Raw genomic sequence first — 26,101 nt, 5'->3', positions numbered from 1 at the left:
TCTCCTCCTTACTTGGTTTTATTGTTTTCTTGTTTTTTAATTGCTTCAAATTTATCGATTTGTAGTCCTAAATTCTTGTGACCAACATGCTCGTGGCAGTCAACACATGATTTCTTATTAGGATTTCCAAGAACAAAATAATCTCTATGTGGCAAGAATGATTTACCAGCTTGAATAACATTTTTTAAATTTGAGTGACAAGTCAAACATCCACTATCATAGACAAAGTGAGATGCGTGCTCGCGCTTTTTACGCCAGTCGATCTTGTCCGTATCTGTAAAAAATGTCTTATAGCCATCATTTATCGATACTTTAAGTTTTGTAAGTACATAGGTATAGGCACTTGTATGATTTAGGTGACAGGCTGAACATTCAGCTTTTATGCCAAGCTTGTTATTGCCGCCGTGTACATCTTCATGATATGCAGCATTCATAGGATCCATCGTGTGACAAATGGTACAGATGTAGCCGCTACCAGTCGCATGAAGTGCATCAGCTATGCCCATAGAAGCGATAAGGCCGATTACGATGCCTATTATCACAGATGACCAAACAAAAAATTTCTTCTTAACTTCAGCCAAAATTTCCTCCTGAATTTATCAATATATCGTAAATTTTTACGAAAATTTTAGACGAATACTATCCAAAAATATATAAATTTTTTCTTTAAGTAAATGAAAATATTTATTTGATATTAACTTTCAATAAGAATAAATTTCTTGTAGGCCACCTACATTTTTTTCCAAAATTTGGTTCTTCTCATCAAGTTTGACTAAACCATTTGTTTTAAATTTATTTAAAATTCTCGAAAAAGTTTCTGGAGTCATATTAAGTATTGATGAAATTTTTGTATGCTTTAGTTCATTAAATAGATCTTCGTGATTTAAAATGAACCTAGCCACCTTCTCTTCGGAGCTAAGTATTAGTTCCTGGTGTAGTAAATTTGTAGTTATTCTTATCTTTTGAGCCATTGATTTTAGAAATTTCATGCAAATTTCTGGCTTTGTTAAAAATTGTGCTTCAAATTTTTCATAATTTATCTTTAAAACCTCGCCAGAGATAGTAAAAATGGCGCTTGCTGGATAAGGGATATTTTCAAAATTTACAACTTCGGCCACAAAATTCATAGGCGCAAGCTGATGGATAAAAATTTCCTTGCCATTTGCCGTAGTTTTATAAAGTTTAACCGAGCCAGTTATCAAAAATGTAAGCCACTTTGGCTCCTCGCCCTCTATAAATAAAAACTCGCCTTTTTTGTATTTTTTAACAACGCTTATTGTTTCAAGTTTAGTTAGGTCATCGGCGCTAAGACCTTGAAAAAATGGAATTTGTTCTATCATATTTTACTCGCTTTTAAGATGAAAAAGCATTTTAGCATAAAAAATAGGACAAAATTTAACGGATTTCAAAGGGAGCTTTCTCCCTTTGATTTAAGAATTTATTTTTTAAGAAGATCTCTGATCTCAGTTAGAAGTGCTATATCAGCTGGAGTTTCAGGCTCTGCAGGAGCTGCCTCTTCTTCTTTTGGTAATTTATTTTTAAGTGTATTTAAAGCTTTGATGACGCAAAAAATACAAAACGCAATGATTAAAAAATCAACCATTGTTTGTATAAATGAGCCATAGTTTATCGTAACAGCTGGCGCACCTTCTGCAGCTTCTTTTAGTGTTAGCTTAAGATCAGTGAAATTTACACCGCCTGTTATAGCGCCAACTACTGGCATGATAATATCGCCAACTAGTGATGAGACAATCTTTCCAAATGCTCCACCGATAACAACACCAACTGCCATATCTATGACATTTCCGCGCATCGCAAATTCTTTAAATTCGCTGATAAAACTCATTGCTTTCTCCTATAAATAGTTAAATTTTCGTGCGGATTTTATAAAAACTATGCTTTGCTTAGCCTAAAAATTTAAAATTACATAACTTTAAATTTATCAAGCTAGTGTTATAATCCAAACTTCAAATTTAACGTAAGGAATGAGCTTATGTATCGTTTTGCACCCTCTCCAACAGGAGATATGCACATAGGAAATTTACGTGCTGCTATTTTCAACTATATTTGCTCTTTGCAAGATAAAAGTGGCTTTATTTTACGCATAGAAGATACCGACAAAGAGCGAAATATCGAGGGAAAAGAGAAAGATATCTTAGAAATTTTAAGCAAATTTGGCATAAAACCAGAGCAAATTTACATCCAAAGTGAAAATTTAAAATTCCACAGACAGCTTGCATCAAAGCTCCTCATCGATAAAAAGGCCTTTGCCTGCTTTTGCACCGAAGAAGAGCTTGAGGCAAAAAAACAAAAAGCAAAAGAGCAAGGTGTGGCATATAGGTACGACGGCACCTGCGAGAGACTAAGCGATGCTGAAGTTTTAAACTGCGAGAAGCCATTTGTCATCCGCATGAAAAAACCAGCTGGCACTATGAGCTTTACAGACGCTATAAAAGGCGAGCTAAGCTTCGAGCCAGAGGCCGTTGATAGCTTTGTCATCATGAGAGCAGACAAGACTCCAACTTATAACTTTGCCTGCGCAGTCGATGATATGCTAGAAGGCGTGACCTTTGTCATACGTGGCGAGGATCACGTGAGCAACACACCAAAGCAAGACCTCATACGCGAGGGACTTGGCTACACCGGCAAGATGAACTACGCGCATTTGCCTATCCTTTTAAATATAGAGGGCAAAAAAATGAGCAAACGTGAGAACGAATCAAGCGTAAAATGGCTCTTTGAGCAGGGATTTTTACCTGAGGCGATCGCAAACTATCTGATACTTCTTGGCAACAAAACTCCAACTGAAATTTTTACGATCGAAGATGCAGTAAAGTGGTTTGATATAACCAAAATTTCACGCTCACCTGCTAGATTTGACGTGAAAAAGCTTGAGCAGATAAATAGAGAACACATCAAACTTGCTTCAAAAGAGCGCATAAAAGAGATCTTTGGCGTGGATGAGAGCAAGATTGAGCTAGTTAAATTTTACACTCAAGAGAGCTCACTAGTGCCTGAGATAAAGGCAAAAGTTGAGGCTATTTACTCACCAAAAATAGCTCCAGATGAGTACAAAAATGAATTTGAGATCATCAAAAAAGCAGCTCTAAATTTAAAACCGTGCGAAACATTTGATGAGTTTAAAAAAGAGCTTATGAGTGCTACAAATTTAAAAGGTAAAAACTTTTTCATGCCGCTACGTGCGCTGCTTACAAACGACCTTCATGGCCCCGAGCTAAGCGAGCTCTACCCGCTCATCAAAGATGATCTAGGCAAAATTTTAATCTAGGAGCAAAAATGATACTTTCCACCCTATTTTCAGCGGTCGCAAACATTTTGCACCTTATCATCACGGTCTATACGTGGATCGTCATCGCAGCGGCTCTCATTAGCTGGGTCAAGCCTGATCCTAGCTCGCCGATCGTGCAGCTACTTTACAGGCTGACCGATCCTGTTTATAGCTTCATTAGACGCTACGTCAAAACAGAATTTAACGGCATCGACTTTGCCCCACTCATCGTGCTTTTAGCACTTCAACTCATAGATCAATTTTTAATAAGGCTTTTATTTGTTTTTGCTGCGTCACTTTAGTATCCTCTCTTTAGCCTGCGTTGCTCTTTTAGCTAAAATTTACACCTACGAGGAGCTAAAAAACGAGCCAAAAAGCCTTGCAAAAGACTACTACATAAACCGCCTTATAAACGAGGGCAGCTACACAAAGGAGCAGATAGCTGAGCTTTCACGCGACGTTTTTAGAAAAAGTGGCTTAGTTCAAAAATCAATCAATAAAATTTTACCTCCCAAAGCAGCCCCTAGCAAGTGCCCTGGCATAAACGCAAGCAACATCACAACTGCTAACTTGGCTTGCCAAAATTTACTAACAACGATGAGCTTTTCTCTAAAGCTTGATAGCAAAACTCGTGAAATTTTAGCGGCAAATCTTGCAAATACAAATCCAGAAAAAGCTAGAATTTTACGCACTTTAAACGAGCCAAATCCAGCTCTTAGCTTTGCAAATGCAAACGATACAAAGAGCTTTTTAGAGCTTTTTAACGCTTCAAACCCGCAAAGTAAAAGTGCTCTTTTTAGCGTAAATTTTGAAGCAAATTTTATGAACAAGCTCTACATGCAAAAGGGCTTTACAAATTTACTAAACGATGTAGTTTTTAATAAAAAATATGAAGGCTTTAGAAGAAATTTAATTAGCATAGATCCTGCAGTCACTGAAAAAAGCGACGCATTTACACTTGGACTAAACGCCATCTTGCTTGGTCAAAATGACGTTGCATTTAGTTTTTTCACAAGAGCTAAAAGCACCTTTGATAGGGCTTGGCAAAGAGACAATGCCACATTTTGGCAGTATGAGCTAAGTGGCGATGAGAGCTTTTTAAAAGAGCTAAGTGCTAGTAAAGATGCAAATATCTACTCACTTTACGCAAGAGATTTGGTCGGTGGCGAGCCACTTGAGGTGATCGTACCAAGACCTAGCAAGCAAAATATCGAAAATTTTGATGTGAGCGATCCATTTTTATGGAACAAAACCGCTGCCCTTGCAAAGGATATGAACGCCACACAAGCAAGCGAATTTGCGATGAAATTTTACACAAACGAGAGCATCGGCGCATACGCATACTTCATGCAAAAGGCGCATGGCTGGGAGAAGCAATACTTTTTGATGCCAAGCTCACCAGAGCTTGAGGGCATCAGCACTGAGCGAAAGTCGATGATCTACGCACTTGCTAGGCAAGAGAGCCTCTTTATCCCAAGTGTCGTTTCTACCTCTTACGCCCTTGGTATGATGCAGTTTATGCCATTTCTTGCAAATGCGATCGGCAAAAAAGAGCTAAAAATTCCAAATTTTGACCAAGACGATCTTTTTAAAACAGATGTCGCCTTTAAATTTGCAAATCACCACCTAAACTACCTTGATAAATTTCTTTATCATCCGCTCTTTACGGCCTACGCGTATAACGGCGGTATCGGTTTTACCAAAAAAGTCATAACAAGAGATGATATGTTTAAAGAGGGTAAATTTGAGCCGTTTTTATCGATCGAGCTAGTCCCAGTGGCTGAGACTAGAAACTACGGCAAGAAGGTGCTTGCAAACTACGTGATCTATATGGCGCTTAATGGTTCCAGTATAAAGATTTCGCAACTTTTCGAAAATTTAACAAAACCGGCTTTGACTGATAAATTTCGAAACTAAGCGCGAGATCGTCGCTTTGCTTACTTGGTGCGGTCACTTCATAATAAACCGCCCAAGGCATAGAAAATCCAGCAAATTTAAGCATCTCGTCACTTTCATCAAGCAGCCTTGCATTTGTGGCATTTGAGTCACCATTTACCTTTATATTACTTAAATTTTGCGCATGCTCTTTTGGGTTTATCGCTACTAAAAAGTGCTCTTTGCTCTCGTCTAAATTTGAGTTGTATATTGGATTTAGATAGGTTGCGATTATGAGCGTTCTATCGGTGCCATCAATGATCTCGCTCTTGCTTGTGTAGGCTAAAAGCTCATTTTTTAGTGGCTCATGCACGATCACTTTTTGATCGGCACAACCAAATATCATCAAAATAAATATAAAAAATAGTGTAAATTTTCTCATAAAAAACTCTTAAAACATTAAATTTTCTCGCATTTTAGCATTTTATTTTTTAAATTTCACTCATAAATTTTAAAGCCAATATGAGCTATAATCGCAAGAAATTTTAACGAAAAAGGCTCTTATGAAAAGACTTGCCATTGCTTTTTCTGGCCCTTCAAATAGCGGAAAAACGACGCTTATCTTAAAAGTCGCAAAAAAATTTATAGATGATGGGCTAAAGGTCGTTGTAGTCAAGCACGACCCAGGCGACAAGGCCAAATTTGACGTTGAAGGCAAGGATAGCTTTAAATTTTCTCAGGCAGGAGCTGACGTAGTCGTGATGAGTCCGACTAGAACGACTTACTTTTCGCAAAGCTCACAAGGCATAGACGAGGTCATAAGGATGATCGGCGAGTTTGACATGCTCTTAGTCGAGGGACTAAAGACACTGCCACTGCCAAGACTAAGCGTCTTTAGAGGCGAGATCGACGAAGCATATCTTAGCTTTTCAGATGCGATCGCCACTTATAAAGAGCAGATCCCCTACGAGATCACAAATATAAATTTAGACGATATAGACGCCATTTGTGCGTGGATAATCAAAAATGCAAAGGCTGTATAATGCAAGAACTAAACCAAATTTTTAACACCATTAAAGATATCGCAAAAGAGATAAGCGAGGTCATAAAATACGCCGATCTTGGCTACACAACTCACGAAAACGCAACTGGCGACACCCAGCTAAAACTTGATGTCAAAAGCGATGAGATCATCACAGCTAAATTTAAGCAGCTTTCATGCGTAAAAGCGCTAATTAGCGAAGAGAAAGAGGACGAGCTTGAGATAAATAAAAATGCTAAATTTATCATCGCTTACGATCCACTTGATGGCTCAAGCCTAGTAGATGTAAATTTCGCCGTTGGCTCGATCTTTGGCATCTACGAAGACGAGGTAAAACCAGAAAATTTAATAGCCGCAGCTTACAGCATCTATGGTCCAAGGCTTGAGCTAGTAATTGCTGAGAAAAAGGGCGCTTTACCTAAATTTTATAGGCTTGGCAAAGATGGCGAGTTTAAATTTGTAAAAGAGCTTGAGCTAAAAGAAAAAGGCAAGCTAAACGCCACGGGAGCTACGCAAAAGGGCTGGAGCCAAACGCATAGAAACTTCATAAACGAGCTATTTAACGAGGGCTATAGGCTAAGATACTCAGGTGCGATGGTGAGCGACTTGCATCAAATTTTACTAAAAGGCGGCGGTCTTTTTAGCTACCCAGCAACGAGCGATCATCCAAATGGCAAGCTAAGGGTTGTCTTTGAGGTGTTGCCATTTGCCTTTATATATGAAAACGCAAAGGGCGCAACCTCAAACGGTAAAAACCAAACACTTTTTGATATAAAAATAGAAAAAATTCACCAAACTACGCCATGCTTCTTTGGCTCACGTGATGAAATTTCGCTTTTGCATAAATTTTACGAGCAAAAATGATGCAAGAGGCACAAGCAAACGAACCACTTGACGCATTTGAACTAGCCCTAAAACAAAAGGCTAAAATCATGCAAGAGTGCCAAGAGCAAAAAGGTCGCAAAAGCTGTTTTAACTGCGAGGCTTTTTTTGACTGCGAGACGAGGATAGAGTATGTAAATAGCTGCTACAACTCGATGTCAAAAGGCAACACCGGCAGTGACGGCGGATTTGATTTTTAAATTTAAAGGAAAAATATGAAAGAAAAAGCTTATATAACCACTCCGATTTATTACGTAAATGACGTGCCACACATCGGCCACGCCTACACGACTATCATCGCTGATACGCTAGCTAGATTTAACCGCTTGCAAGGCAAAGAGACCTACTTCATGACTGGCACGGACGAGCATGGTCAAAAGATCGAGCAAGCAGCTCGCGCTAGAGGCAAAACGCCAAAAGAGTATGCTGATGAGATCAGTGCGAAATTTAGATCGCTTTGGGATGAATTTGAGATAAGCTACGACCACTTCATAAGGACGACCGACGAAGAGCACAAGCAAACCGTGCAAAATGTCTTTGAAAAGATGCAAGCAAACGGCGATATCTACAAGGGTGAGTACGAGGGCTTTTACTGCGTTAGCTGCGAGACATTTTTTAACCAAAGAGACCTACTTGAGGACAACCGCTGTCCAGACTGCGGCCGCGTGACATCTTTAGTCAAAGAAGAGAGCTACTTTTTCAAACTTTCAAAATACGAAGACGCACTTTTAAAATGGTACGAAAACGACGAGCTTTGCGTCATCCCAAAGGGTAAGAAAAACGAGGTTGTAAGCTTTGTAAAAGGCGGACTAAAAGACCTCTCTGTGACAAGAACGAGCTTTGACTGGGGCATAAAACTGCCAAAGAGCGCAAACGACGACAAACACGTTATGTATGTCTGGCTTGATGCGCTCATAAACTACTTAACAACACTAGGATACTCAAGAGATAACGCTAGAATGGACTTTTGGCCGCACACGACACACATCGTTGGCAAGGACATTTTGCGTTTTCACGCAGTTTATTGGCCGGCATTTTTGATGAGCCTTGGCTTGCCACTACCAAAACACGTCGCAGCGCACGGCTGGTGGACGATAGATGGCGAAAAGATGAGCAAAAGCAAGGGCAACGTCATAAACCCAAGAGAGGTCGCAAACGCTTATGGACTTGAAAATTTCAGATACTTTTTGCTTAGAGAGGTGCCCTTTGGTCAAGATGGCGACTACAGCCAAAAAGCCTTAATCGAGCGCATAAACTCAGAGCTTGGCAACGGACTTGGCAACCTGCTAAGCCGCATAGTAGGCATGAGCGCAAAGTATAGCGACTATAAAATTGGCTCAAAAGACGTGATCAAATTTCATAAAGCCGAGCTTGATGAGGCGAAGGGCTACCTTGATGAGGCAATTAAAAATTTAGAAAATTTAGCGACAAACCGCTATTTAGAGGATCTTTGGAAGGTCGTAACGCTTGCAAATGCAGCCGTTGCGAAGTATGAGCCATGGTCGCTTGTAAAAGCTGGCAAAAGTGACGAGGCAAACGCACTTGTGGCACTTTGCGCAAATTTACTTGCAAAAGTGGCGATACTACTTAGCCCAGCTATGCCAAAAACTTGCGCCAAGATAGCTGATACGCTTGGCTTTAGCATAGATACTGCTTCTTACGAAAGCCTTGTATTAAAAAATGAAATTTCAAATTTTACTGCAAAAGCCACTGAGCCACTCTTCCCAAGGATAGAAAAAGAGCTAATGGGCGAGGCAAGAGACCTAAAAGAAGGGCCAAAAGTAGAGGCAAAAGCTGAGCCAAAAGAGGAGAAAAAAGAAGAAGATATCATTAGCATCGATGACTTTGCCAAGATCGTGATAAAAGTAGGCGAAGTGCTCGAGTGTGAGAGAGTTGAGGGTAGTGAGAAGCTGCTTAAATTTAAGATAGATCTTGGCGAGGAGCAGCCACGTCAAATTTTATCTGGCATCGCCAAATACTACGAGCCTAGCTCGCTTGTGGGCAAGCAAGTTTGCGTTTTAGCAAATTTAAAAGAGCGAACAATGATGAAAAAATATGTCTCACAAGGCATGATACTAAGCGCATCAGACGGCTCGCTAACGCTTCTTGGCACGCAGGACAAGGTCAAAAACGGCGCGATCGTTGGCTAAATGACGATAGAAAATTTAACCCACATAATAAATGGGCAAATTTTAAACAACCCAAGCATCTCAAGCGTGACTAGCTTCGCGTTTGAGGCTAAAAATATAAAACGAGGCTACGCTCTCATCGCCACGCAAAGCGATCAGATCGCACCTGCGATAAAGCAAGGCGCTTACGCTATCATCAGTGAAGAGGAGATCGTGCCAAGCGACGATGAGATAGCCTTTATCAAGGTGGCAAGCCTACAAACGGCTATCATCAAGTTAATGCGCTTTGAGGCGATCCACAAAAATATCAAATTTTGCGCGGTCAATCCCTTCATAAAAGCGCTTTTAGAGAAGTCGCACCTCGAAAAAAACGCCCACGTCATACCTGAAAATTTGACCGAGCTTTTTTACAAAATTTTTCATGCAAATTTGTTTGACACATTTTTTAGCGACGATACGAGGATACTTCAAAGGCTCTCGCTACTTTACGAGACAGCCTGGACTGACACAAACATAAGCGTGCTAAATCCAAGCTCGATCTTTTTTACAACGCTCATTTACGATGACAAATACTATCAAAATTTATCCATTCCTAGGGTTTTTGCTGGGATGTTTTGCGGACTTCTTGGCTATCTTAAGAAAAACAATATCGGCTTTAAAGTGACAGAAAGCAGGATTTCATCGCACTTTGACCCAGTCTTTATCGACAAAGACTTTAAGCCAGTTGGTTTTGGTGGCAGTTTTAGAGCGGTGATAGCTGAAGAAGACGAGGAGCTATTTTTGACTGAAAGTATATTTCTAAGGCGAAATTTCAGCGAAAGCGAGCTTAAATTTTGCCTGCCAAAAGATAGCACGCTAAAGGTTGAAAACGCCATTTTTTATGAAAATTTAGACGAGATAAAGAAGCTACAAAATTTCGTCTACGCCCTTGTACTTTGCAAAAAAGAAGAACTACTTGATAGCCTTAGCCAAAGCAAAGAGCAAGGCGGGCTGTTTTAAATTTAGAGCCAGAGCCTAAGCCCTGGCAGTTTTTTACTCACCTAAGAAGTATTTTAGATCAGCTTGCGCGTCGCCGCTAATTGGTCTAACGTTAAATTTATCCACTAAGAAATTTATGATCTCTTCATTGAAAAATTTAGGCAAACTTGGTCCTACGTTGATGTTTTTGATACCAAGGCTAAATAGTGCTAGCAAGATGATGACCGCTTTTTGCTCCATCCACATTAGCACGATAGAAACTGGCAAGTCATTTACTGCGATGCCCGTTGCCTCGCTTAGCGCAAGAGCGATCTTAACTGCGCCGTTGCTGTCGTTGCACTGGCCAAGGTCGATGTAGCGTGGTAGCTCGGTGCCTGGGACGTTGCCAAAGTCGATGTCGTTAAATCTAAATTTACCGCAGCTTGAAGTAAGTATCACACAGTCTTTTGGAAGGCTAGCAGCTAGCTCTCTATAGTACTCACGTCCCTTGCCAGGCGCGTCACAGCCAGCGATCACGAAAAATCTGCGGATCTTGCCTGTCTTTATCGCGTCTAAAATTTGAGGAGCTAAAGTTAGGATAGTCTTGTAGTGACCGCCAGTTACTAGGCTCTCGTCGCTATCAAAGCCGCTAACGTCGCCGCAAGCTAAAGCGCACTCGATAAGTGGTGTGAAGTCGTCGTTTTCGATGTGTTTTACGCCGTTTGTGCCTGCGATCGAGTAGCCAAATAGCCTATCAGCGTATGTGCAGTTTGAGCGTAGTGGCACGATGCAGTTTGTTGTCATTAGTATCGCGCCTTTAAATTCGTTAAATAGCTTAGTTTGGTCAAACCATGCCTTGCCGACGTTGCCTTTTAGGTGGCTATACTTGCGTAGTTCTGGGTATCCGTGAGCTGGTAGCATCTCTGAGTGAGTGTAGATGTTGATGCCTTTATCTTTTGTCGCCTCAAGTAGCGCTTTTAGGGCATGCAAGTTGTGACCACTTACCAAAATCGCCTTGCCCTCGACCTTGTTTTGGCTCACTCTAACTGGTGTTGGGATGCCAAATTTAGCTGTGTGAGCCTCGCTTAGCAGGTTCATCACCTCAACGCCAGCACCGCCTACTTCAAGAAGCTGCTTGATGTGCTCATCGAAGTTGAAATTTGAGTTTGTAAGCGTAAAATAAAGCGTATCAGCCATAACGCGATCAACATTGCTAGTATCAGCGCCAAGCTCGTGTGCATGGTGGCGGTATGCGCTAAGGCCTTTTAAGCCAAAAACCATCGTATCTTGCAAAAGCGCTAGTGTGTCGCTCTTGCCACAGGTGCCCATAGGCTGGCCTTTTGCACCGCATCCATCCTCAGCGCTCATCTCGCACTGATGGCAAAACATCTTCATATCTTTCATCTTTTCTCCTTGTGAATTTAAAAATTTAAGCGGATTTTATCCTAGGTGGCTAGCCATTTTGGTTGATAGCAGTCAAGGAAAGTTAAATTTAAATTTTAGTTATTAAATTTAAGATTTTATGATTATGGATATCAAAATATAAATTTGAAATTTGCAAAAAATAGTTAATAAAATTTACAAAAAAACGATTTACATTTGAAATTTATTTAAAAGGATGAAAATGAAAAATTTATTACTAGCGATATTTGCCGCTTTTATGCTTTGTGGCTGCGCTCCAAAAGGGATATTTGTGAGTTTGCCAGACGAGCAAGCACCTTCAAGCATTAGCAAAAAGACAAAAATTTACATCGAAAGCGTCAAAGATGTGAGAGCCTTTGAAAACGACCCAAAACAAGCAAGCACCCCATCTTTATATAAGCACAATGTAAATGAAGTTAGCGCAAAAGAGAAGCAAAAATATATCGGTAGGACGAGAAACGGCTATGGCAAGGGGCTATGGAACGTCATTTTAGAAAACAACCAAAACGTGAGCTCAGTGCTAAGGTCACACATAGAGGAGGCCTTTAAGGAAAACGGCTATCAAGTCGTAAAAGACAAAAGCCTAATCGATGAAAACACGCTCACCGCAAGCGCAAGGATAGTCAAATTTTGGTCGTACATATCGCTTGGTTTTAGCAAGGTTGGGCTAAATATGGATATAGACACACTTTTAAGCGTCAAAGACAAAGAGATAAAGACCGATCTTAAGCACTCTGAGTTTTATTTTCTAGTGACAAATGATGACTTTTCAAACATCATAAAAACATCTTTAAAAGAGTATAAAGAGAAACTTGCAAAGCAGATAAGCGAGCTAAATTTAGAGTAAATTTTAGGCTAGCTACTAAATTTATAGTGGCTAGCTTTTAAATTTCAAGGCAAATTTCACTTTTTGTAAGGGATTTTATCAACGGCGTTTGCTTTTTTAAAGCCATTTAGCCTTAGCCTGCAGCTATCACAAAGCCCACACGCCTCATCCTCGCTCTCGTAGCAGCTCCATGTAAGCTCTATTGGAGAATTAAGTTCAAGCGACTTTGAGACGATATCAGCCTTGCTTAAATTTACAAGCGGCGTGACGATCTCGCAAGAAAAATCAGCCGAAGTGCCTAAATTTATCGCCTCATTTATGCTTTTTATAAAGCTCTCTTTACAGTCAGGATACCCGGAGCTATCCTCCTCGACCACGCCTATGTAGATCGCCTGCGCTCCTTCTTTTTCGGCAAGTGCGGCGGCGATAGAGATAAATACGCCATTTCTAAACGGCACGTAGGTGTTTGGCACGTCCTTGCTAACGCCATCTTTTCTTATCTGCAGGCTCTTATCGGTTAGCGAATTTCCGCCTATTTGAGCGATAAAGCTAACGTCTAAATTTATCTTTTTAACCACACCCAGTCGCTCACATATCTCGTCAAACGCGCGCTTTTCTCGCTTCATTGTTCTTTGTCCGTAATCAAAATGAAGTGCGACCACATCATGCCCAGCCCTCTTTGCCATCACAGCGCAAAGCGTGCTATCCATGCCGCCGCTCATTATACAAACTGCTTTTTTCATATTTTGCCCTTTAAATTTGCTAAAATTATACAAAAATTTACTAAGGACAAGCCAAAAATGATACTTTGCGAAGAGAGTTATCCAGAAATTTTAGATCAAATTTGCTCATATCTAACGCCTGGTGAAGTTGAGCTTCTTTTTATCAATAAAGATGAGATGAGAGAGCTAAATAGATCTGAGCGTGGCATAGATAAAACTACTGACGTCTTAAGCTTCCCCCTTGAGCTTGTCATACACGCCCCACTTGGCTCAATCGTCATAAACAAAGATATGGTAAAAGAAAAAGCTGCCGAACTAAATCACAGCGAAGAGGCCGAAACTGCGCTACTTTTTACACATGGCTTGCTACATATCTTGGGCTTTGACCACGAAAAAGATGACGGGCAGATGAGAGAAAAAGAGTGCGAAGTGATAGCTAAATTTAACTTACCAAAGAGCCTAATCGTAAGAAGCGAAGATGTTAGGCTCATTGATCTTATAAACAAAAAGGGCTGATCTAGCCCCTGATTTAAACAGCTTCTTTTTTTGTCTCTAAATTTTCAACTTTTGGCACAAAAGCCTTGTTTATCTTTCTTATCCAGATAACAAGCGAAATAAATAAGATGAAGTAAAGCACGTAGCTAGCGATAGGCCAGCTGGTGTTTGTGCCACTATCTTTTATCGAGATAGCGTTTCTAAACTCATTTAGCATAGAAATTCTATATCCATAGTATTTGATAGTGACGTTTTTATCGCTATTTGTAAAGCCTTGAGCCTTGGCTTGGATGTCGGCTGAGTTAAATTTAAAATAAAATGGAAAACCCCACGCCGTATCTTCGTTTCTATAAGCCATAACTTTTTCAGCGTTTTTCGCATCTTTTGTGTAGATAAAATAGACATCTCTTACAGGGCCGTCGGCTGGGTTTTTAGCGTCTATTATGCCATCTTTGTCCATGCGTTTTACGTCGCCGCCAGTTATCTGCACGCTTGCGTAGTGCGGAAATGAAAAATCAACCAAAAACGCCAAAAATAGGTGCAAAAGCACAACAAATGTAACGCAAATTCTCTTTAAAAATGTCATCATTTCTATCCTTTAAATTTGCACTATTTTATGAAAAGATAGCTTAAATAAAGGGGCAAAGCGCCCCCATAAATTTAAGCCTTTTTATTAAGCATAAATTTTAAAAGCTGAGCAAAGAAGCAGATGCCGCCGATTATTAAAATCGTATCGCCAAGCATCCTTAACCATCTTAAATTTTGCAAGTGCGACTGCTGTAAAAGCTCAGCACTTCTTGCATACCACATGCCCTGCTCCAAGCTTGCAAATGCTTGATAAATTCCTATTGGAAGTAGTGAAAGCACGATCATTAGCATAAGTCCTGCATTTAGTCCCCAAAAGCCAACTTTCATCAGATTTTCATCAAATTCTTGCCCTTTAAATAGATAAGTAGCCACAAGCCAAACAAAGCCAAGTGCCAAAAATCCATAAACACCAAATAGTGCCGCGTGTGCGTGAACTGGCGTTGTATTTAGTCCTTGGATGTAAAATAGCGAAATTGGAGGATTTATCAAAAATCCAAAGACACCAGCACCTAGCATATTCCAAAAGGCAACTGCGATGAAGCAGTAAAGTGGCCACTTAAGCGTTTTAGCCCAGCTTTGAGCAAACTGGAGTTTGTAGTGCTCATACGCCTCAGCTCCAAGCAAGACCAAAGGCACGACCTCAAGCGCTGAAAAGCTTGCACCAATAGCCATTATAGGCGTTGTAGTGCCTGCAAAGTAGAGGTGATGGAAGGTGCCTGGGATCCCACCTACCATAAAGAGTGACGCACTTGCAAGCGTTGAAAATGTCGCAAATCTTTTTGAGACAAGACCCAGTGAGACAAAGACAAAGGCGAGCGAAGCCGTCGCAAATACCTCAAAAAAGCCCTCAACCCAAAGATGCACGACCCACCAGCGCCAGTACTCCATCACTGGCAATGGACTTCTTTGTCCATAAAATAGCCCTGCTCCGTAAAATAAGCCAACCGCAACCGCTGACATAGCAAAGATAGCAAGTAAATTTTTATCGCCTTTGTTTTTAAACCCACCTGCAAATCCGCGAAGAAGCAGAAGCATCCAGATGACAAGACCGACAAACAAAATGATCTGCCAAACACGCCCAAGATCGATGTATTCATATCCTTGATGTCCAAGCCAGAAGCTTAAATTTATAGGCATGATGTTTGCGATGGCTAAATATTCGCCCACAAAACTGCCAACTACAAGGATAAGTAGTGCGTAAAAGAGCAGATCAACACCAAGCTTTTGAAATTTTGGATCCTTGCCGCCATTTATGATAGGGGCTAAAAATAGTCCAGCTGCTAAAAATCCAGTCGCTATCCAAAATATGCTAGCTTGTATATGCCACGTTCTGGCAAGCGAATAAGGAATGTAGGCTGATAAATTTATGCCATAAAATTCTTGTCCTTCGACTGTGTAGTGAGCTGTAAAGCCGCCTATTAAAATTTGAAACGCAAATAGCGCTAGCGTGACAAAGAGATACTTTTTAAGCGCCTTTTGTGATGGTGTTAAATCTAGCTTTTTAAGCGGATCTTCACTGATAGGCTCAAGCTTTTCATCGTCTTTTTTGCCATAAAACGAGCTAAACCAAACAAGTAATCCAATACCAGTTAGAAGTATCACGACGCTTGCAATCGACCAAAAGACATTCTCACTTGTTGGCACGTTATCGATTAGTGGTTCGTGCGGCCAATTGTTTGTATAAGTTGCCTCGCTACCAGGTCTGTTTGTCGCTGTCGCCCAGGCTGACCAGAAGAAGAAGTTGTTAAGATCGGCTCTGTCGCTAGCATTTGGAAGCGTATTTTCTTTCATCGCATAAGCTTCTCTTAAAGGCTTAAATTTAGGGTCATTACCAAAAAGTGCGGCATACTCGCTAGCTACTTGACTTATCGCTTTTAGTCTATCAGCGCTTAGCACAAATTTATCGTCCTTTACGCTATTTTCTCTATACTCTTTTTTAAGCAAAATCTTTAAATTTGCCTTTTGCTCGTCGTTTAGATCGGAGTATTTTAGATGATAAATTTCATCAGCCTTGATCTCTAAAAAGGCAACTAACTCTTTGTGAAGCCAGTCCGCACTCCAATCAGGCGCTTGATATGCCCCGTGCCCCCAAACAGAGCCAACCTGCATACCGCCTATGCTTTGCCAAGCCTCTTGACCTTTGTAGATGCTCTCTTTATCGATCACGACCTTGCCATTTTCGTCAGTGAAATTTACAACTGGAGGCGAATTTCTATAAACCTCAACGCCGTAGTAGCCTAAAATACTAAAGCAAACTACCAGCACAGCAACAAGTGCGAGCCAGTATCTTTTGTATTCACGCATTGATTCTCCTTTTTTAAAATTTAGGAGAAAGTTTATCTCATTTCAAAATAGTGACTAATGACATATATCAATAAAAGGAGAATATTTATCCTATTAGTTTTATAGAAATTTACAAAAATATGCAAATTTTTCACAATGTATATGCAAATTTTACATAATATTAATGTAAATAGCGGTAACATATCAATCAAACTATTTCACACGAAAAAAGGAAAAAATATGCAAATGAATTTCATGCACAAAGTGGCTAAAATAGGTCTTGTTGCTTCACTTTTTGCGGCTCTTAGTCTAAGCGCTGCTGAGTCTGCTAGAAGCATCACAGATATGAAAGGCGTAAAAGTAAGCGTCCCAGAAAAAGTTGAGAAGATCGCAGCACTGTGGAATGCAAACAACGAGATCATCCTAGCACTTGGCGGTATGGATAAGGTTGTAGCCACAACTGATCTGATCAAAACCAACAAGTGGTTTGAGCACATCTATCCAAAACTTAAAAATTTACCAGCTGCACTAAACGGCAAAGACCTTCAGATCGAAGAGCTAGTTAAGCTTGCCCCTGATGTTATCATAGTTTCTAACAAAAACTACCAAGACGAGCTTATCAAAAACGGCTTTAGCGCGGTAAATTTGATCTTTAGAGACTACCCAGATATGGAAAAAAGCATCTACGCAACAGCTGAAGTTATAGGCACTGATGACGCTAGAAAAAAAGCTGAAAAACTTGCTAGTAAAATCCACGATAACTCTGAGTTTGTAACAGCAAGAACAAAAAGCATCCCTGATGCTAAACGTCCAAAAATACTTCACCTTCTTGGTGGTGCAAATTTGCTAAAAGTTGATGGTACAAACACCATCCAAAACACTTGGATAAAGCTAGGTGGCGGTGTAAATGCTATCAATACTGAGGGTTCAATGATCGAAGTTAGCGCTGAAGAGATCATCAATGCAAACCCTGATATCATCATCGTTGGCGGCAATGACACAGACGCACAGATCAAAAAGATAAAAGAGCACCCTGCATTCTCTGGCTCAAACGCTGTTAAAAAAGGCAAAATTTACGGCAACCCAAAAGGTGTATTTAGCTGGGATAGATATGGCGCTGAAAACGTACTTCAAATTTTATGGGCAGCAAAAACTATCCAACCAGATCTATTTAAAGATGTCGATATGAAAGTAAAAACAAAAGAGTTTTATAAAGAGTTCTTAGGTCACGAGCTTACCGACACAGAGTATGGCTATATCTTAAAAGGCCTAAACCCTGACGGTAGCAGCAAGTAAGATTATGAAAAACGCAAATTTTTCAATAGTTGCTATATTTTTAGCCCTACTAACGCTTGTTTGCGCCTTTGTCGCACTTGGCGTTGGTAGATTTTACATACCATTTAACGACGTCTTTAGCGTGCTAGCTCACGGCTTTGGCTACGGCGAGGGTGCAGCTAGCAACATCACAAACGTAATAGAAAATTTACGCATCCCACGTATCATCGCAGCCATCCTTGTTGGAGCTGCTCTTAGCGTGAGTGGTGCAGCCTATCAAGGCGTCTTTAAAAACCAGCTTGTAAGCCCTGACCTTCTAGGCGTATCAGCAGGCGCTTGCGTGGGTGCTGCAACTGCTATCATCTTTGATCTATCGCTAATTTGGATACAAATTTTTGCATTTGGCTTTGGCCTAGCAGCCGTTGCTATCACTCTAGCCATACCTAAGATGATGGGGCGCACGAGCACGCTTATGCTGGTTCTTTCTGGTATCATCGTAAGTGGCCTCATGGGCTCAATCATCGGCTTTTTAAAGTATGTCGCAGACCCTGAGACAAAGCTACCTGACATTGTTTATTGGCAGCTTGGTAGCCTTGCTAAGCTTGATAGCGATAACTTAATATACATCGCCCCAGTGATGATCATCTGCGCCATTTTGCTAATAGCCATGAGCTGGCGTATAAATTTGCTCTCTCTTGGCGACGAGAGTGCGGCAAGACTGGGCGTAAATGTGGCTTTTGAGCGCGCTGTCATCATCATCTGCGCTACGCTTCTTACGGCGTGTAGCGTCTGCATAAGCGGTATAGTCGCTTGGGTGGGACTTCTCATGCCTCACCTAGCCCGCATGCTAGTTGGCGCAAATAACATAAAAAGCATGCCTGCAAGCATATTTATGGGTGCGATATTTTTGCTTTTTGTTGATACCTTAGCGCGCAGCATAAGCGTGAGCGAAGTGCCACTTGGCGTACTTACTGGCTTTATCGGCACGGTATTTTTCGTCTGGGTTTTATGGCGAAATAAAAAGGTTGCGTGATGCTTGAAGTTAGAAATTTAAACTTTAGCTACCCAAATGGGGCTGGCAAACTAGAAAATGTAAATTTAAAGATAGGCGCAGGTGAGATTTTAACCATTCTTGGTCGAAATGGAGCTGGCAAATCAACAACTCTTGGGCTAATAAGTGGCTCGCTAAAGCCAGTTTCAGGCGAGATCTTTCTTGATGGCAAAAATGTAGATAGCCTAAGCAACAAAGAGCGCGCTAAGATTATGGCGTACGTGGCTCAAAGCGAGGTTACAGAGTATGACTACACCGGACTTGAGTTTATCACGATGGGACGTGCGGCGCACCTTGGCATCTTTGCAAGACCTAGCAAAGAGGACGAAGAGATCGCTAGAATTTACATAAAAAAGCTTGAGATCGAGTATCTTGAGGATCGCTTTATCACGCAGATGAGTGGTGGTCAAAAGCAGATGTGTATGATCGCTCGTGCGATGGCTGCGCAGCCAAAGATGATCATATTTGACGAGCCAACGAGCGCGCTTGACTTTGGCAACCAGTATAAATTCCTACGCACCGTCAAGTGGCTAAAAGAGCTTGGCTACTCGGTCGTGCTAACCACTCACAACCCTGACTTTGCCGTGCTTCTTGGCGGATATGTGGCACTTGTAAAGGGTGATGGCGAGGTTGGATTTGGCACGGTTGATGAGATCATCAGAAGTGAGAATTTAAGCCAGCTTTACGGACTAAATTTAAACGTGAGCTACATAGACGAAGTAAAAAGAAACTGCTGCCTCACTTATCCACTCTAAATTTATCTGCTCTTAATTTTTAAGGGCAGATAGTCGTTTTATCTAAAATTTCTACTTAAATTTGCTAACCATAAATGCTAAAATGCAAAATAAATTTGAAAGGATAACAATGGCTTACCCACTACTAGGCACAAAGATCGTGATCGATGAAGAAAAGGTTTTAAGAGTGAAAAAGTATAATCTAGACGCGATATATGAGTATTTAGACAAACTTGCTAAGCAGTGCGACTTGATCAAAATTGATAAAAATACCTTTCACGCAAAAGGCGATGAGAATGACCTAGCGAATTTGGGTCTGTTTATGTGTAGATATGCAGTAGAGAACGAATGGCTGACAAAAAATATCAAAGAGTGGATTTGCATTAGCGAGCGAAGTGGAAATGAGGATATGGTAGCAAGGTTTAAAAGAGAGAAAATGGGAGTTTGGGAGTGAGCGATAAAAAATCTCGCCATATCAAATTTTCATGTAAATTTTAAAAATAGTCTTCGAGAGATTAGATTTGCTAGGCAAGATAAATTTAGATATAGCAGTTTTAAACCAATTTGTTAGCTATATTTTTTAATAGCGACATTAAAATCGGTCGCGATAAAGCTAAATCAACCACGTAATGGTTGCCATTTTCTATCAAATTTAAAGCTAGCCGTAAAAGTTTGCATCCTCATCTTAAATTTGACGCAAATTTATATCCTCTTAGCCAAAAGTAATTTTCTACTCTAAATTTAACGCAATCCGCAAGCTCAAATTTGAGCTTTATTTTTAAACTCAGCCACTCTGGCCTTTGCAGCCTGCGTGATATCATCCTCGTAGTCATAGAAGTTAAAGGTCGCTCCGTGCTGAAAAAAGCCGTTTAGTATATCGCCGCTTTGGCGGTTTTTCAGATCAAGCTCTGCCACCTTAAAGCCGTCATTTGTCGCGCAAAATTCCTTTAGCCTAGCTGGCGCCTCTTTTAGCTTGGTAAATAAAAAACAGTATCCATCGCCGCCATTTCGCCCAACTCTGCCTCGTAGCTGATGAAGCGTGGCAAGCCCTAGCCGCTCAGCGCCCACGATCACTATCGTATTTAGCCTTGGCAGCGAGATCCCCACCTCAACAACGGTTGTTGAGAGCAAAATTTCGCCCTCTTCTCTAAACCGCCTTAAAATTTCCTCTTTCTCTTTGTCCTTGCCGTGCGTGACGAAGACATTTTTGAAATTCTTTAGCCAAAAGCCCTGCGCCTCGCTTAGACTTTGGTAGTTTGAGCTCTCGCTGCTCTCAACTAGCGGATAGATGATGGCTACTTGAAAGCCGCCCGCAAGCTGCTTTTTAATGTGAGTTAGCAAAAAGCCAAACTCGCTAGTGCCTAAAATTTGGCTCGTTATATTTTTCTTAAATGGCATCTGCTTTAAAAAGCTAAAATTTACGATCTCAGACTGGATTAAACTTAGCGTTCTTGGTATTGGCGTAGCTGAAAACTGCACGAAATTTGCTCGCTCGTCCTCGTTTGAGGCCAGCTCCTCTATCTTTTTGCGCTGATTTGAGCCAAAGCGGTGCTGCTCATCGACCATGACAAGCGGCGAGTTTGGCAGCTCGTGAAAGAGCAGCGCATGCGTGCCAACGATCAAATTTGCCCCGCTAAAGTCTATCTTTTTCTCCCCGCTTCGCACCAGCATCACATTCATAAAAGGCGGCAGCAGTCTCTTTGCTTCGTTATAAATTTGCTCGCTTAAGATGCTTGTTGGCGCCATCAAAATGGCACTTTGCGGATAGACGCTAAGTGCAGCTGCTAGGATCACCAGCGTCTTGCCACTTCCCACGTCGCCCATTATGACGCGCCTTTTTGCCTGCACGGCACTAAGGTCGTCTCTGATGTCATTTACCGCGTTTAGCTGATCATTTGTCGGTGTAAATGGCAAGCTCTTAAGCCAAGAGTCTATATCAAAAAGCTTGATTTTTGGACTTTTAAAGTAGGTTTTTTTCGTACTTAGCTTTTTTATGTAGTTAAAAATTTCTACAAATTTTAAGATTTCTAAGCCATCGCCATCATTTTTTAGGCGGTATAAAATTTGCACGCTTTGCTCGTCTAGCCGCTGCAAATCGGCTAGAAATTTGGCCTCTTTTTCGTTTAAGCCCTCGGCCAGTAAATTTTGCAAATTTAGATATTTTAAGATGAGTTTTTTTAGCTCCTCATCTTTTAGCTCGGTCTTAAATTTAGGCACGATCTGACCTATTTTTGTGGTGATTTTTGGATTTACGATCTGCCATGAGCCAAAGGCGTAGGAGCAAAGCCCATATATCGCCATCTCCTTGCCCGTTTTAAAAGCGCCGTAGTGCCAAGACTTTGCGTTAAAAATGACGATCTTTACGCTACTTTGCCACTGCTCGCAAAAGGCAAGCGCCGTTAGCATGCCAGGGCGCGAGGCGAGCGAGGTGATCTTTACATTTATACAGACTTGCCCCTCTCTTGGGCTCTTAGCGATCGTCGTATCCTCAAAGCCCTTTGGTAGCACGAGAGCAAGGTCAAGCAGGCTAAGCACGCCTATTTTTAGAAGTTTTGCTCTGTCGCTTGCTTCAAATTTCATTTTTTAAGACGCAAAAACTTAGCTGATTGATCTCTGCGTGGGCTTTTATAAAGCTATTTAGCTCACTTAGCGAAAGGGCTGAAATTTTATCCAGGTCCTTTAAAAATGCCCCGAGCTCGCCATGCTCATAAAACTCGCCCTGCGCGATGTCAAGGCGTTTAAATAGCGTCTCAAGTCTAAGCGGCAACGAGCCAAGTAAAAATTTCTTCGCCTGCTCAAGCTCGGCCTTGCTAACGCCTTTTTTACTAAATTTTAAAATTTCCTCTTTTATAACGGCGATCGCCTCATCTTTTTTCTCATTTTTTGTCTGCATGTAGCCGTAAAGCTGGCTGTAAGAGAGATTTAGCAAATTTCTAGCGTAGGCACTATATGCAAGCCCTCTTTTCACGCGTATCTCCTCCATGAGTCTCGAGCCAAAGCCACCCTCGCCTAAGATAAATGTCGCCACTGCGGCCTTGTATTTTTCTTCAGGCTTTACATCAAATGGCGCGCCAAAGTAGATGTAGGCCTGCTCGCTTTGCCTGATGATCTCGCTGCTTTCGCACTTGTCACTTGGGCTAAAGCGCTCTAGTTTTCGCACCTTGCCAGGTTTTAGAATTTCTAAAACGCTAGCAAGCTCTTTTGTCTGCTTCTCGTCGATGTCGCCACCTAGCACACAAAGCAAATTTGAAAGGTCTAAATGCTCGTTTAAAAATTTACTTACATCTTCAAGCGTGATCGCTTTTACGCTCTTTTTTGTGCCGATGCTTGGCTCTGAAAGCACGCTTTTTGGATACAAAAGCTCAAAAAGCCCCTGCCTTGCCACGTAGTCAAAGTCGTTTTCATTTGCTGCGATCTCGCCAAGTGTGACGGTTTTGCACCTATTTAGAATTTCTTCTGTTAAATTTGGAGCGCTTATAAGCTCTTTTAGCTTGCCGCACGCAAAGGCAAAGTGCTCTTTTAGGCAGTTTATTTCGATACAAAATGTCTCAAAGCCGCAGCTTGCATTTAGGCTAATCGCCCTTACTTCAAGCTCTTTAGCAAATTTAGCCGAGCCTAGCTTCATATCGCCCTCGTTTAGCAAATTTGCACTTAGTCTTGCAAGGCCTGCTAGCTTGCCATTTTGTGAGCTACCAGCTGCTTTAAAAACTAGCTTTAGGCTCACTACTGGCATCGCTTTTGAGCTTTCAAAAACGACTGGGATTTTTACATTTTTTACATTGATATCTAAAATTTTCATCTAAAATTTCTCCAAAATATCGTAGTTTGTGTTGCGCTTGGCTGGAATTTCTCCAACATCTTTTATAAGCTCGATCATCTGGTCTTGATTCATCCTAAAGCTAGCACCTGCCGCCTTTACGACGTTTTCTTCCATCATTGTGCTACCAAGATCGTTTGCACCAAAAAGAAGTGCAAGCTGACCTACGTAGCTACCCTGCGTGACCCAGCTGCTTTGGATATTTTTAAAGTTATCCAAAAAGAGCCTTGAAACCGCAAGAAGCCTTAGATAGACGTTTGAGCTTTGCTTTTTGATCTCTGGGAATTCTTGCATGAGCTTTGTATTTAGCCCTTGAAAGCTCCAAAGTATAAATGCCCTAAATCCAGCCGTTTCATCTTGTAAATTTCTGATGTGCTCCCAGTGTTCCACGATCTCGCGAGTGCTCTCAACCGTGCCAAACATCATCGTAGCAGTCGTCTTCATACCAAGCTCATGCGCCTCTTTGTGTATGCGAAGCCAGTCTGCGGTGTCGCACTTTTTAGGGGCGATGATGTCACGCACCCTGTCGCTTAAAATCTCCGCTCCAGCCCCTGGCATCGAGTATAAGCCCTTTTCGTTTAGGCGTCTTAAGACCTCTTTTGTAGAAATTTTTGAAACTCTTGCGATATAGTCGATCTCAACGGCAGAAAAACCATGTATCGTGATGCTTGGATAGTGCTTGCTGATGTAGCCGACAAGCTCCTCGTACCACTCGATCTTTAGCTTTGGATGAACGCCACCTTGAAATAAAATTTGCGTGCCTCCAATGGCGATTAGCTCCTCGATCTTCTTGCCGATCTCCTCAAAACTTAGCACATAAGCGTCTTCCTCTTTTGCGTGGCGGTAAAATGCGCAAAATTTACAATCCACCCAGCAGACGTTTGTATAGTTGATGTTGCGATCTACGATGAAGGTCGTTATACCCTCTGGATGAAGCTCTTTTTTTCTAGCTAGCGCCATCTTGCCAAGCTCGTAAAGCGGTGCATTTTCTATGAGATCGATGGCTTCATTTACACTAAGTCTTTTCAAATTTAACCTTTTATTTTGCTTATTTTTGGGCGAGAGTTTAGCCAAAAATGCTTTTAAATATGATAAATCAGGCGTTATGAAAAATTAATTTTTAAAGGCTAAAATGTGAGAAATTCTTTAAAGGAGCGAGTTATGAAAAAGGTGATATTTGCCGTTATCTGCGGGCTATTTTTAGTTGGTTGTGCCAAAAACGAGCCAAAGCCAGCTGGGCCACAAGGAGCAAGTTGCGGATGTGCTCATCATCAAAAAATGATGCAAGAAAATATGCCAAGCTGCCCACATCATGGCATGCAAGGTGCGATGCATGAGCAAATGCCAGCAGGCTGCCCAGCCCACGCAAAATAGATAAAGTGCCAAATGGCACTTTATTTTAATATAACTTTGTCGCCTTTAGTGCCTAAAACTTGCACTTTCTCGCCGTTTTTTAGCGCTCCGTCATACTTCCAAAGAGTGCCTTTAAAATAGACCATATTTTCTCTGATCTCGCCAACGCCTGGCTCATCTAAAAATTCCTCGTTATAGCTCTCTTTTTTGGCCATAAATTTACTCTTTAAAGGCGCTTTTAAGAGCGCAAGCAAGATAAATGCAAGCACTAAAACAGCTAAAATTTGAAAGCTCCACTCAAAACCAAAGCCAAAATTTACCGCCCCAACGATGATAAAAGCGACGCCAAAAAAGAGCAGATAAAATGAAAATAGCATAAGCTCAGCCACGCACAAGAGCGCGCCGATGGCTATCATTATAAAAGGACTTATCACGCCTTATCCTTAGCTAAGAAATTTTTTAAAACGCTAAGCGAGCCGATGAGTTCAGTCGCCTCGTAAGGGACTAAAATTTTATCTTTTGAGCTATTTTTAGCTAGCTCGCTAAATGCCCCGACCCTGTCACGCGCAAGCAAAAATTCAGCCGCATTTGCATTTTTGCTCATGCTATCATTTATCATATCCATAGCCTCTTTTTGAGCCGTTGCGATGGCGATTTGCTCATATTTTTTCGCATCAGCCATACGCTCGATCGCCTCTGCTTGAAGCACCTTTTCTTGTTTTAGCGCCTCTGCGTTTCGGATTAGCGCCTCTTTTTCAGCCAAGGCTTTTAGCTCGATCGCGCGCTTTTCACGCTCAGCCTTCATCTGCATATTCATCGCCTCTTCGATGCCAAGTGGGACAGAAATTTCAGAAATTTCAACCCTCATGATCTTTACGCCCCAGTTGCCAGCTGCGTCACCAAGAGCCACTTGAAGTGCGGCATTTAGGCGGTCACGTGAGCTTAGTGTATCATCAAGGTTCATCGCTCCTATCTCGCCACGAAGCGTTGTCATGGCTAAATTTGCAATGGCGCGTTTGTAGTTATCTACGTTATAAACCGCCATTTTTGCATCAAATACCTTTAAAAAGACGATGCCATCGACGCTAATATTAACGTTATCTTTTGTGATGACTTGCTGTTTTGTGATATCAACAAGCTGCTCTTTTATAGTTATGATCGCCCTTATCTGATCGACAAATGGGATTATGATGTGAAATCCCCCGTCAAGCACCTTGTGAAATTTACCAAGTCGCTCGATCAGCAAGTTATCAGCTTGCGATACGATCTTGATGCCAGCTTTTAAAAACAAAAATGCAAAAATGACCAAAACAACGACTAAAACGCCAAATGTCTCAACTTGCATCTTCTCTCCTTTAATT

Annotated in this window: 28 protein-coding genes; 15 read left to right on the top strand and 13 right to left on the bottom strand. The window is 41.3% G+C overall.

Features of this window, described 5'->3' with window-relative positions; genetic code table 11:
• Positions 1-8 precede the first annotated feature (8 nt).
• From MTT09_RS03130 to mscL, 3 genes are all read right to left on the bottom strand, one after another.
• On the bottom strand, positions 9-581 hold the full coding sequence (locus MTT09_RS03130) for a cytochrome c3 family protein (protein ID WP_009294580.1): 573 nt from the start codon (positions 579-581) through the stop codon (positions 9-11).
• Between the two features lie 120 nt (positions 582-701).
• Positions 702-1,340, bottom strand: a complete 639-nt coding sequence (locus MTT09_RS03125; RefSeq protein WP_149725668.1) for a Crp/Fnr family transcriptional regulator — start codon at positions 1,338-1,340, stop codon at positions 702-704.
• A gap of 98 nt (positions 1,341-1,438) precedes the next feature.
• Positions 1,439-1,846 carry a large-conductance mechanosensitive channel protein MscL gene (gene mscL / locus MTT09_RS03120; RefSeq protein WP_021086457.1) on the bottom strand — a complete coding sequence of 136 codons (408 nt, stop codon included), beginning with the start codon at positions 1,844-1,846 and terminating at the stop codon, positions 1,439-1,441.
• A 147-nt stretch (positions 1,847-1,993) separates the two neighbouring features.
• On the opposite strand from mscL, the gene gltX reads away from it, so the two are divergent.
• From gltX to MTT09_RS03105, 3 genes are read left to right on the top strand one after another with little or no spacing between them, the layout of a single operon-like run.
• Positions 1,994-3,289 carry a glutamate--tRNA ligase gene (gltX, locus tag MTT09_RS03115; protein ID WP_429802506.1) on the top strand — a complete coding sequence of 432 codons (1,296 nt, stop codon included), beginning with the start codon at positions 1,994-1,996 and terminating at the stop codon, positions 3,287-3,289.
• An 8-nt stretch (positions 3,290-3,297) separates the two neighbouring features.
• Positions 3,298-3,591 (top strand): YggT family protein, encoded by a 294-nt coding sequence (locus MTT09_RS03110; protein ID WP_429802504.1) that lies wholly within the window; start codon positions 3,298-3,300, stop codon positions 3,589-3,591.
• Positions 3,569-5,206, top strand: a complete 1,638-nt coding sequence (locus MTT09_RS03105) for a lytic transglycosylase domain-containing protein (protein ID WP_429802502.1) — start codon at positions 3,569-3,571, stop codon at positions 5,204-5,206. The genes MTT09_RS03110 and MTT09_RS03105 overlap by 23 nt, the downstream gene beginning before the upstream one ends.
• On the opposite strand, the gene MTT09_RS03100 is transcribed toward MTT09_RS03105, so the two are convergent.
• Positions 5,127-5,606, bottom strand: coding sequence for a hypothetical protein (locus MTT09_RS03100; RefSeq protein ID WP_035145228.1), 480 nt, complete (start codon positions 5,604-5,606; stop codon positions 5,127-5,129). The two genes, MTT09_RS03105 and MTT09_RS03100, sit on opposite strands and share 80 nt — an antisense overlap.
• Positions 5,607-5,727: 121 nt before the next feature.
• Between MTT09_RS03100 and mobB the strand changes: the two genes are divergently transcribed.
• From mobB to MTT09_RS03075, 5 genes are read left to right on the top strand one after another with little or no spacing between them, the layout of a single operon-like run.
• On the top strand, positions 5,728-6,207 hold the full coding sequence (gene mobB, locus MTT09_RS03095; RefSeq protein ID WP_429802500.1) for a molybdopterin-guanine dinucleotide biosynthesis protein B: 480 nt from the start codon (positions 5,728-5,730) through the stop codon (positions 6,205-6,207).
• The gene (locus tag MTT09_RS03090; RefSeq protein ID WP_002940090.1) at positions 6,207-7,070 is read left to right on the top strand and encodes a class 1 fructose-bisphosphatase; all 864 of its coding nucleotides are present in this window, start codon (positions 6,207-6,209) and stop codon (positions 7,068-7,070) included. The genes mobB and MTT09_RS03090 overlap by 1 nt, the downstream gene beginning before the upstream one ends.
• Complete coding sequence (locus tag MTT09_RS03085) at positions 7,070-7,288, top strand: hypothetical protein (RefSeq protein ID WP_002940116.1); 219 nt, start codon at positions 7,070-7,072, stop codon at positions 7,286-7,288. The genes MTT09_RS03090 and MTT09_RS03085 overlap by 1 nt, the downstream gene beginning before the upstream one ends.
• 15 nt (positions 7,289-7,303) lie before the next feature.
• Positions 7,304-9,238, top strand: coding sequence for a methionine--tRNA ligase (gene metG / locus MTT09_RS03080; RefSeq protein WP_429802498.1), 1,935 nt, complete (start codon positions 7,304-7,306; stop codon positions 9,236-9,238).
• The gene (locus MTT09_RS03075) at positions 9,239-10,216 is read left to right on the top strand and encodes a ferrochelatase (RefSeq protein WP_429802496.1); all 978 of its coding nucleotides are present in this window, start codon (positions 9,239-9,241) and stop codon (positions 10,214-10,216) included.
• A gap of 33 nt (positions 10,217-10,249) precedes the next feature.
• On the opposite strand, the gene hcp is transcribed toward MTT09_RS03075, so the two are convergent.
• On the bottom strand, positions 10,250-11,578 hold the full coding sequence (gene hcp, locus MTT09_RS03070; RefSeq protein ID WP_002940097.1) for a hydroxylamine reductase: 1,329 nt from the start codon (positions 11,576-11,578) through the stop codon (positions 10,250-10,252).
• Positions 11,579-11,798: 220 nt separating this feature from the next.
• Between hcp and MTT09_RS03065 the strand changes: the two genes are divergently transcribed.
• A complete protein-coding gene (locus MTT09_RS03065) occupies positions 11,799-12,443 on the top strand; it encodes a hypothetical protein (protein ID WP_429802494.1) in 645 nt (214 codons plus the stop codon).
• Between the two features lie 56 nt (positions 12,444-12,499).
• On the opposite strand, the gene queC is transcribed toward MTT09_RS03065, so the two are convergent.
• The gene (queC, locus tag MTT09_RS03060; protein WP_429802492.1) at positions 12,500-13,198 is read right to left on the bottom strand and encodes a 7-cyano-7-deazaguanine synthase QueC; all 699 of its coding nucleotides are present in this window, start codon (positions 13,196-13,198) and stop codon (positions 12,500-12,502) included.
• Positions 13,199-13,222: 24 nt separating this feature from the next.
• Here queC and ybeY point away from each other — a divergent pair, with 24 nt between their 5' ends.
• On the top strand, positions 13,223-13,660 hold the full coding sequence (ybeY, locus tag MTT09_RS03055; protein ID WP_107969208.1) for an rRNA maturation RNase YbeY: 438 nt from the start codon (positions 13,223-13,225) through the stop codon (positions 13,658-13,660).
• Positions 13,661-13,673: 13 nt separating this feature from the next.
• Here the strand turns inward: ybeY and MTT09_RS03050 are convergent, their stop codons facing one another.
• Entirely contained in the window at positions 13,674-14,228 is a 555-nt protein-coding gene (locus MTT09_RS03050; protein WP_429802490.1) for a DUF1523 family protein, read from the bottom strand.
• A gap of 71 nt (positions 14,229-14,299) precedes the next feature.
• Complete coding sequence (locus tag MTT09_RS03045) at positions 14,300-16,531, bottom strand: nitric-oxide reductase large subunit (protein WP_429802488.1); 2,232 nt, start codon at positions 16,529-16,531, stop codon at positions 14,300-14,302.
• A gap of 219 nt (positions 16,532-16,750) precedes the next feature.
• On the opposite strand from MTT09_RS03045, the gene MTT09_RS03040 reads away from it, so the two are divergent.
• The 4 genes from MTT09_RS03040 to MTT09_RS03025 all read left to right on the top strand — a co-directional run bounded on the left by MTT09_RS03040 (position 16,751) and on the right by MTT09_RS03025 (position 20,024).
• Positions 16,751-17,806, top strand: a complete 1,056-nt coding sequence (locus MTT09_RS03040) for an ABC transporter substrate-binding protein (RefSeq protein WP_429802486.1) — start codon at positions 16,751-16,753, stop codon at positions 17,804-17,806.
• A 4-nt stretch (positions 17,807-17,810) separates the two neighbouring features.
• The gene (locus MTT09_RS03035) at positions 17,811-18,818 is read left to right on the top strand and encodes a FecCD family ABC transporter permease (RefSeq protein ID WP_429802484.1); all 1,008 of its coding nucleotides are present in this window, start codon (positions 17,811-17,813) and stop codon (positions 18,816-18,818) included.
• Positions 18,818-19,591, top strand: coding sequence for an ABC transporter ATP-binding protein (locus MTT09_RS03030; RefSeq protein WP_103572933.1), 774 nt, complete (start codon positions 18,818-18,820; stop codon positions 19,589-19,591). The genes MTT09_RS03035 and MTT09_RS03030 overlap by 1 nt, the downstream gene beginning before the upstream one ends.
• A 109-nt stretch (positions 19,592-19,700) precedes the next feature.
• Positions 19,701-20,024, top strand: a complete 324-nt coding sequence (locus tag MTT09_RS03025) for a hypothetical protein (RefSeq protein WP_429802482.1) — start codon at positions 19,701-19,703, stop codon at positions 20,022-20,024.
• A 305-nt stretch (positions 20,025-20,329) separates the two neighbouring features.
• On the opposite strand, the gene recG is transcribed toward MTT09_RS03025, so the two are convergent.
• From recG to MTT09_RS03010, 3 genes are read right to left on the bottom strand one after another with little or no spacing between them, the layout of a single operon-like run.
• Entirely contained in the window at positions 20,330-22,150 is a 1,821-nt protein-coding gene (gene recG / locus MTT09_RS03020) for an ATP-dependent DNA helicase RecG (RefSeq protein WP_429802480.1), read from the bottom strand.
• Positions 22,140-23,369, bottom strand: coding sequence for a M16 family metallopeptidase (locus tag MTT09_RS03015; protein ID WP_429802478.1), 1,230 nt, complete (start codon positions 23,367-23,369; stop codon positions 22,140-22,142). The genes recG and MTT09_RS03015 overlap by 11 nt, the downstream gene beginning before the upstream one ends.
• Positions 23,370-24,416 (bottom strand): dehypoxanthine futalosine cyclase, encoded by a 1,047-nt coding sequence (locus MTT09_RS03010; RefSeq protein ID WP_035142981.1) that lies wholly within the window; start codon positions 24,414-24,416, stop codon positions 23,370-23,372. It abuts the gene before it with no gap.
• 132 nt (positions 24,417-24,548) lie between these two features.
• Here MTT09_RS03010 and MTT09_RS03005 point away from each other — a divergent pair, with 132 nt between their 5' ends.
• Positions 24,549-24,761, top strand: a complete 213-nt coding sequence (locus tag MTT09_RS03005) for a hypothetical protein (protein WP_021087694.1) — start codon at positions 24,549-24,551, stop codon at positions 24,759-24,761.
• Between the two features lie 20 nt (positions 24,762-24,781).
• On the opposite strand, the gene MTT09_RS03000 is transcribed toward MTT09_RS03005, so the two are convergent.
• Both MTT09_RS03000 and MTT09_RS02995 read right to left on the bottom strand, forming a co-directional pair.
• Positions 24,782-25,174 (bottom strand): NfeD family protein, encoded by a 393-nt coding sequence (locus MTT09_RS03000; RefSeq protein ID WP_021089632.1) that lies wholly within the window; start codon positions 25,172-25,174, stop codon positions 24,782-24,784.
• Positions 25,171-26,085 carry an SPFH domain-containing protein gene (locus MTT09_RS02995; protein WP_009294606.1) on the bottom strand — a complete coding sequence of 305 codons (915 nt, stop codon included), beginning with the start codon at positions 26,083-26,085 and terminating at the stop codon, positions 25,171-25,173. The genes MTT09_RS03000 and MTT09_RS02995 overlap by 4 nt, the downstream gene beginning before the upstream one ends.
• Between the last annotated feature and the right edge of the window lie 16 nt (positions 26,086-26,101).

Source organism: Campylobacter concisus (genome assembly GCF_050447505.1).
GTDB lineage: Bacteria > Campylobacterota > Campylobacteria > Campylobacterales > Campylobacteraceae > Campylobacter_A > Campylobacter_A concisus_BP.
This window is presented reverse-complemented; position numbering and strand designations above follow the sequence as displayed.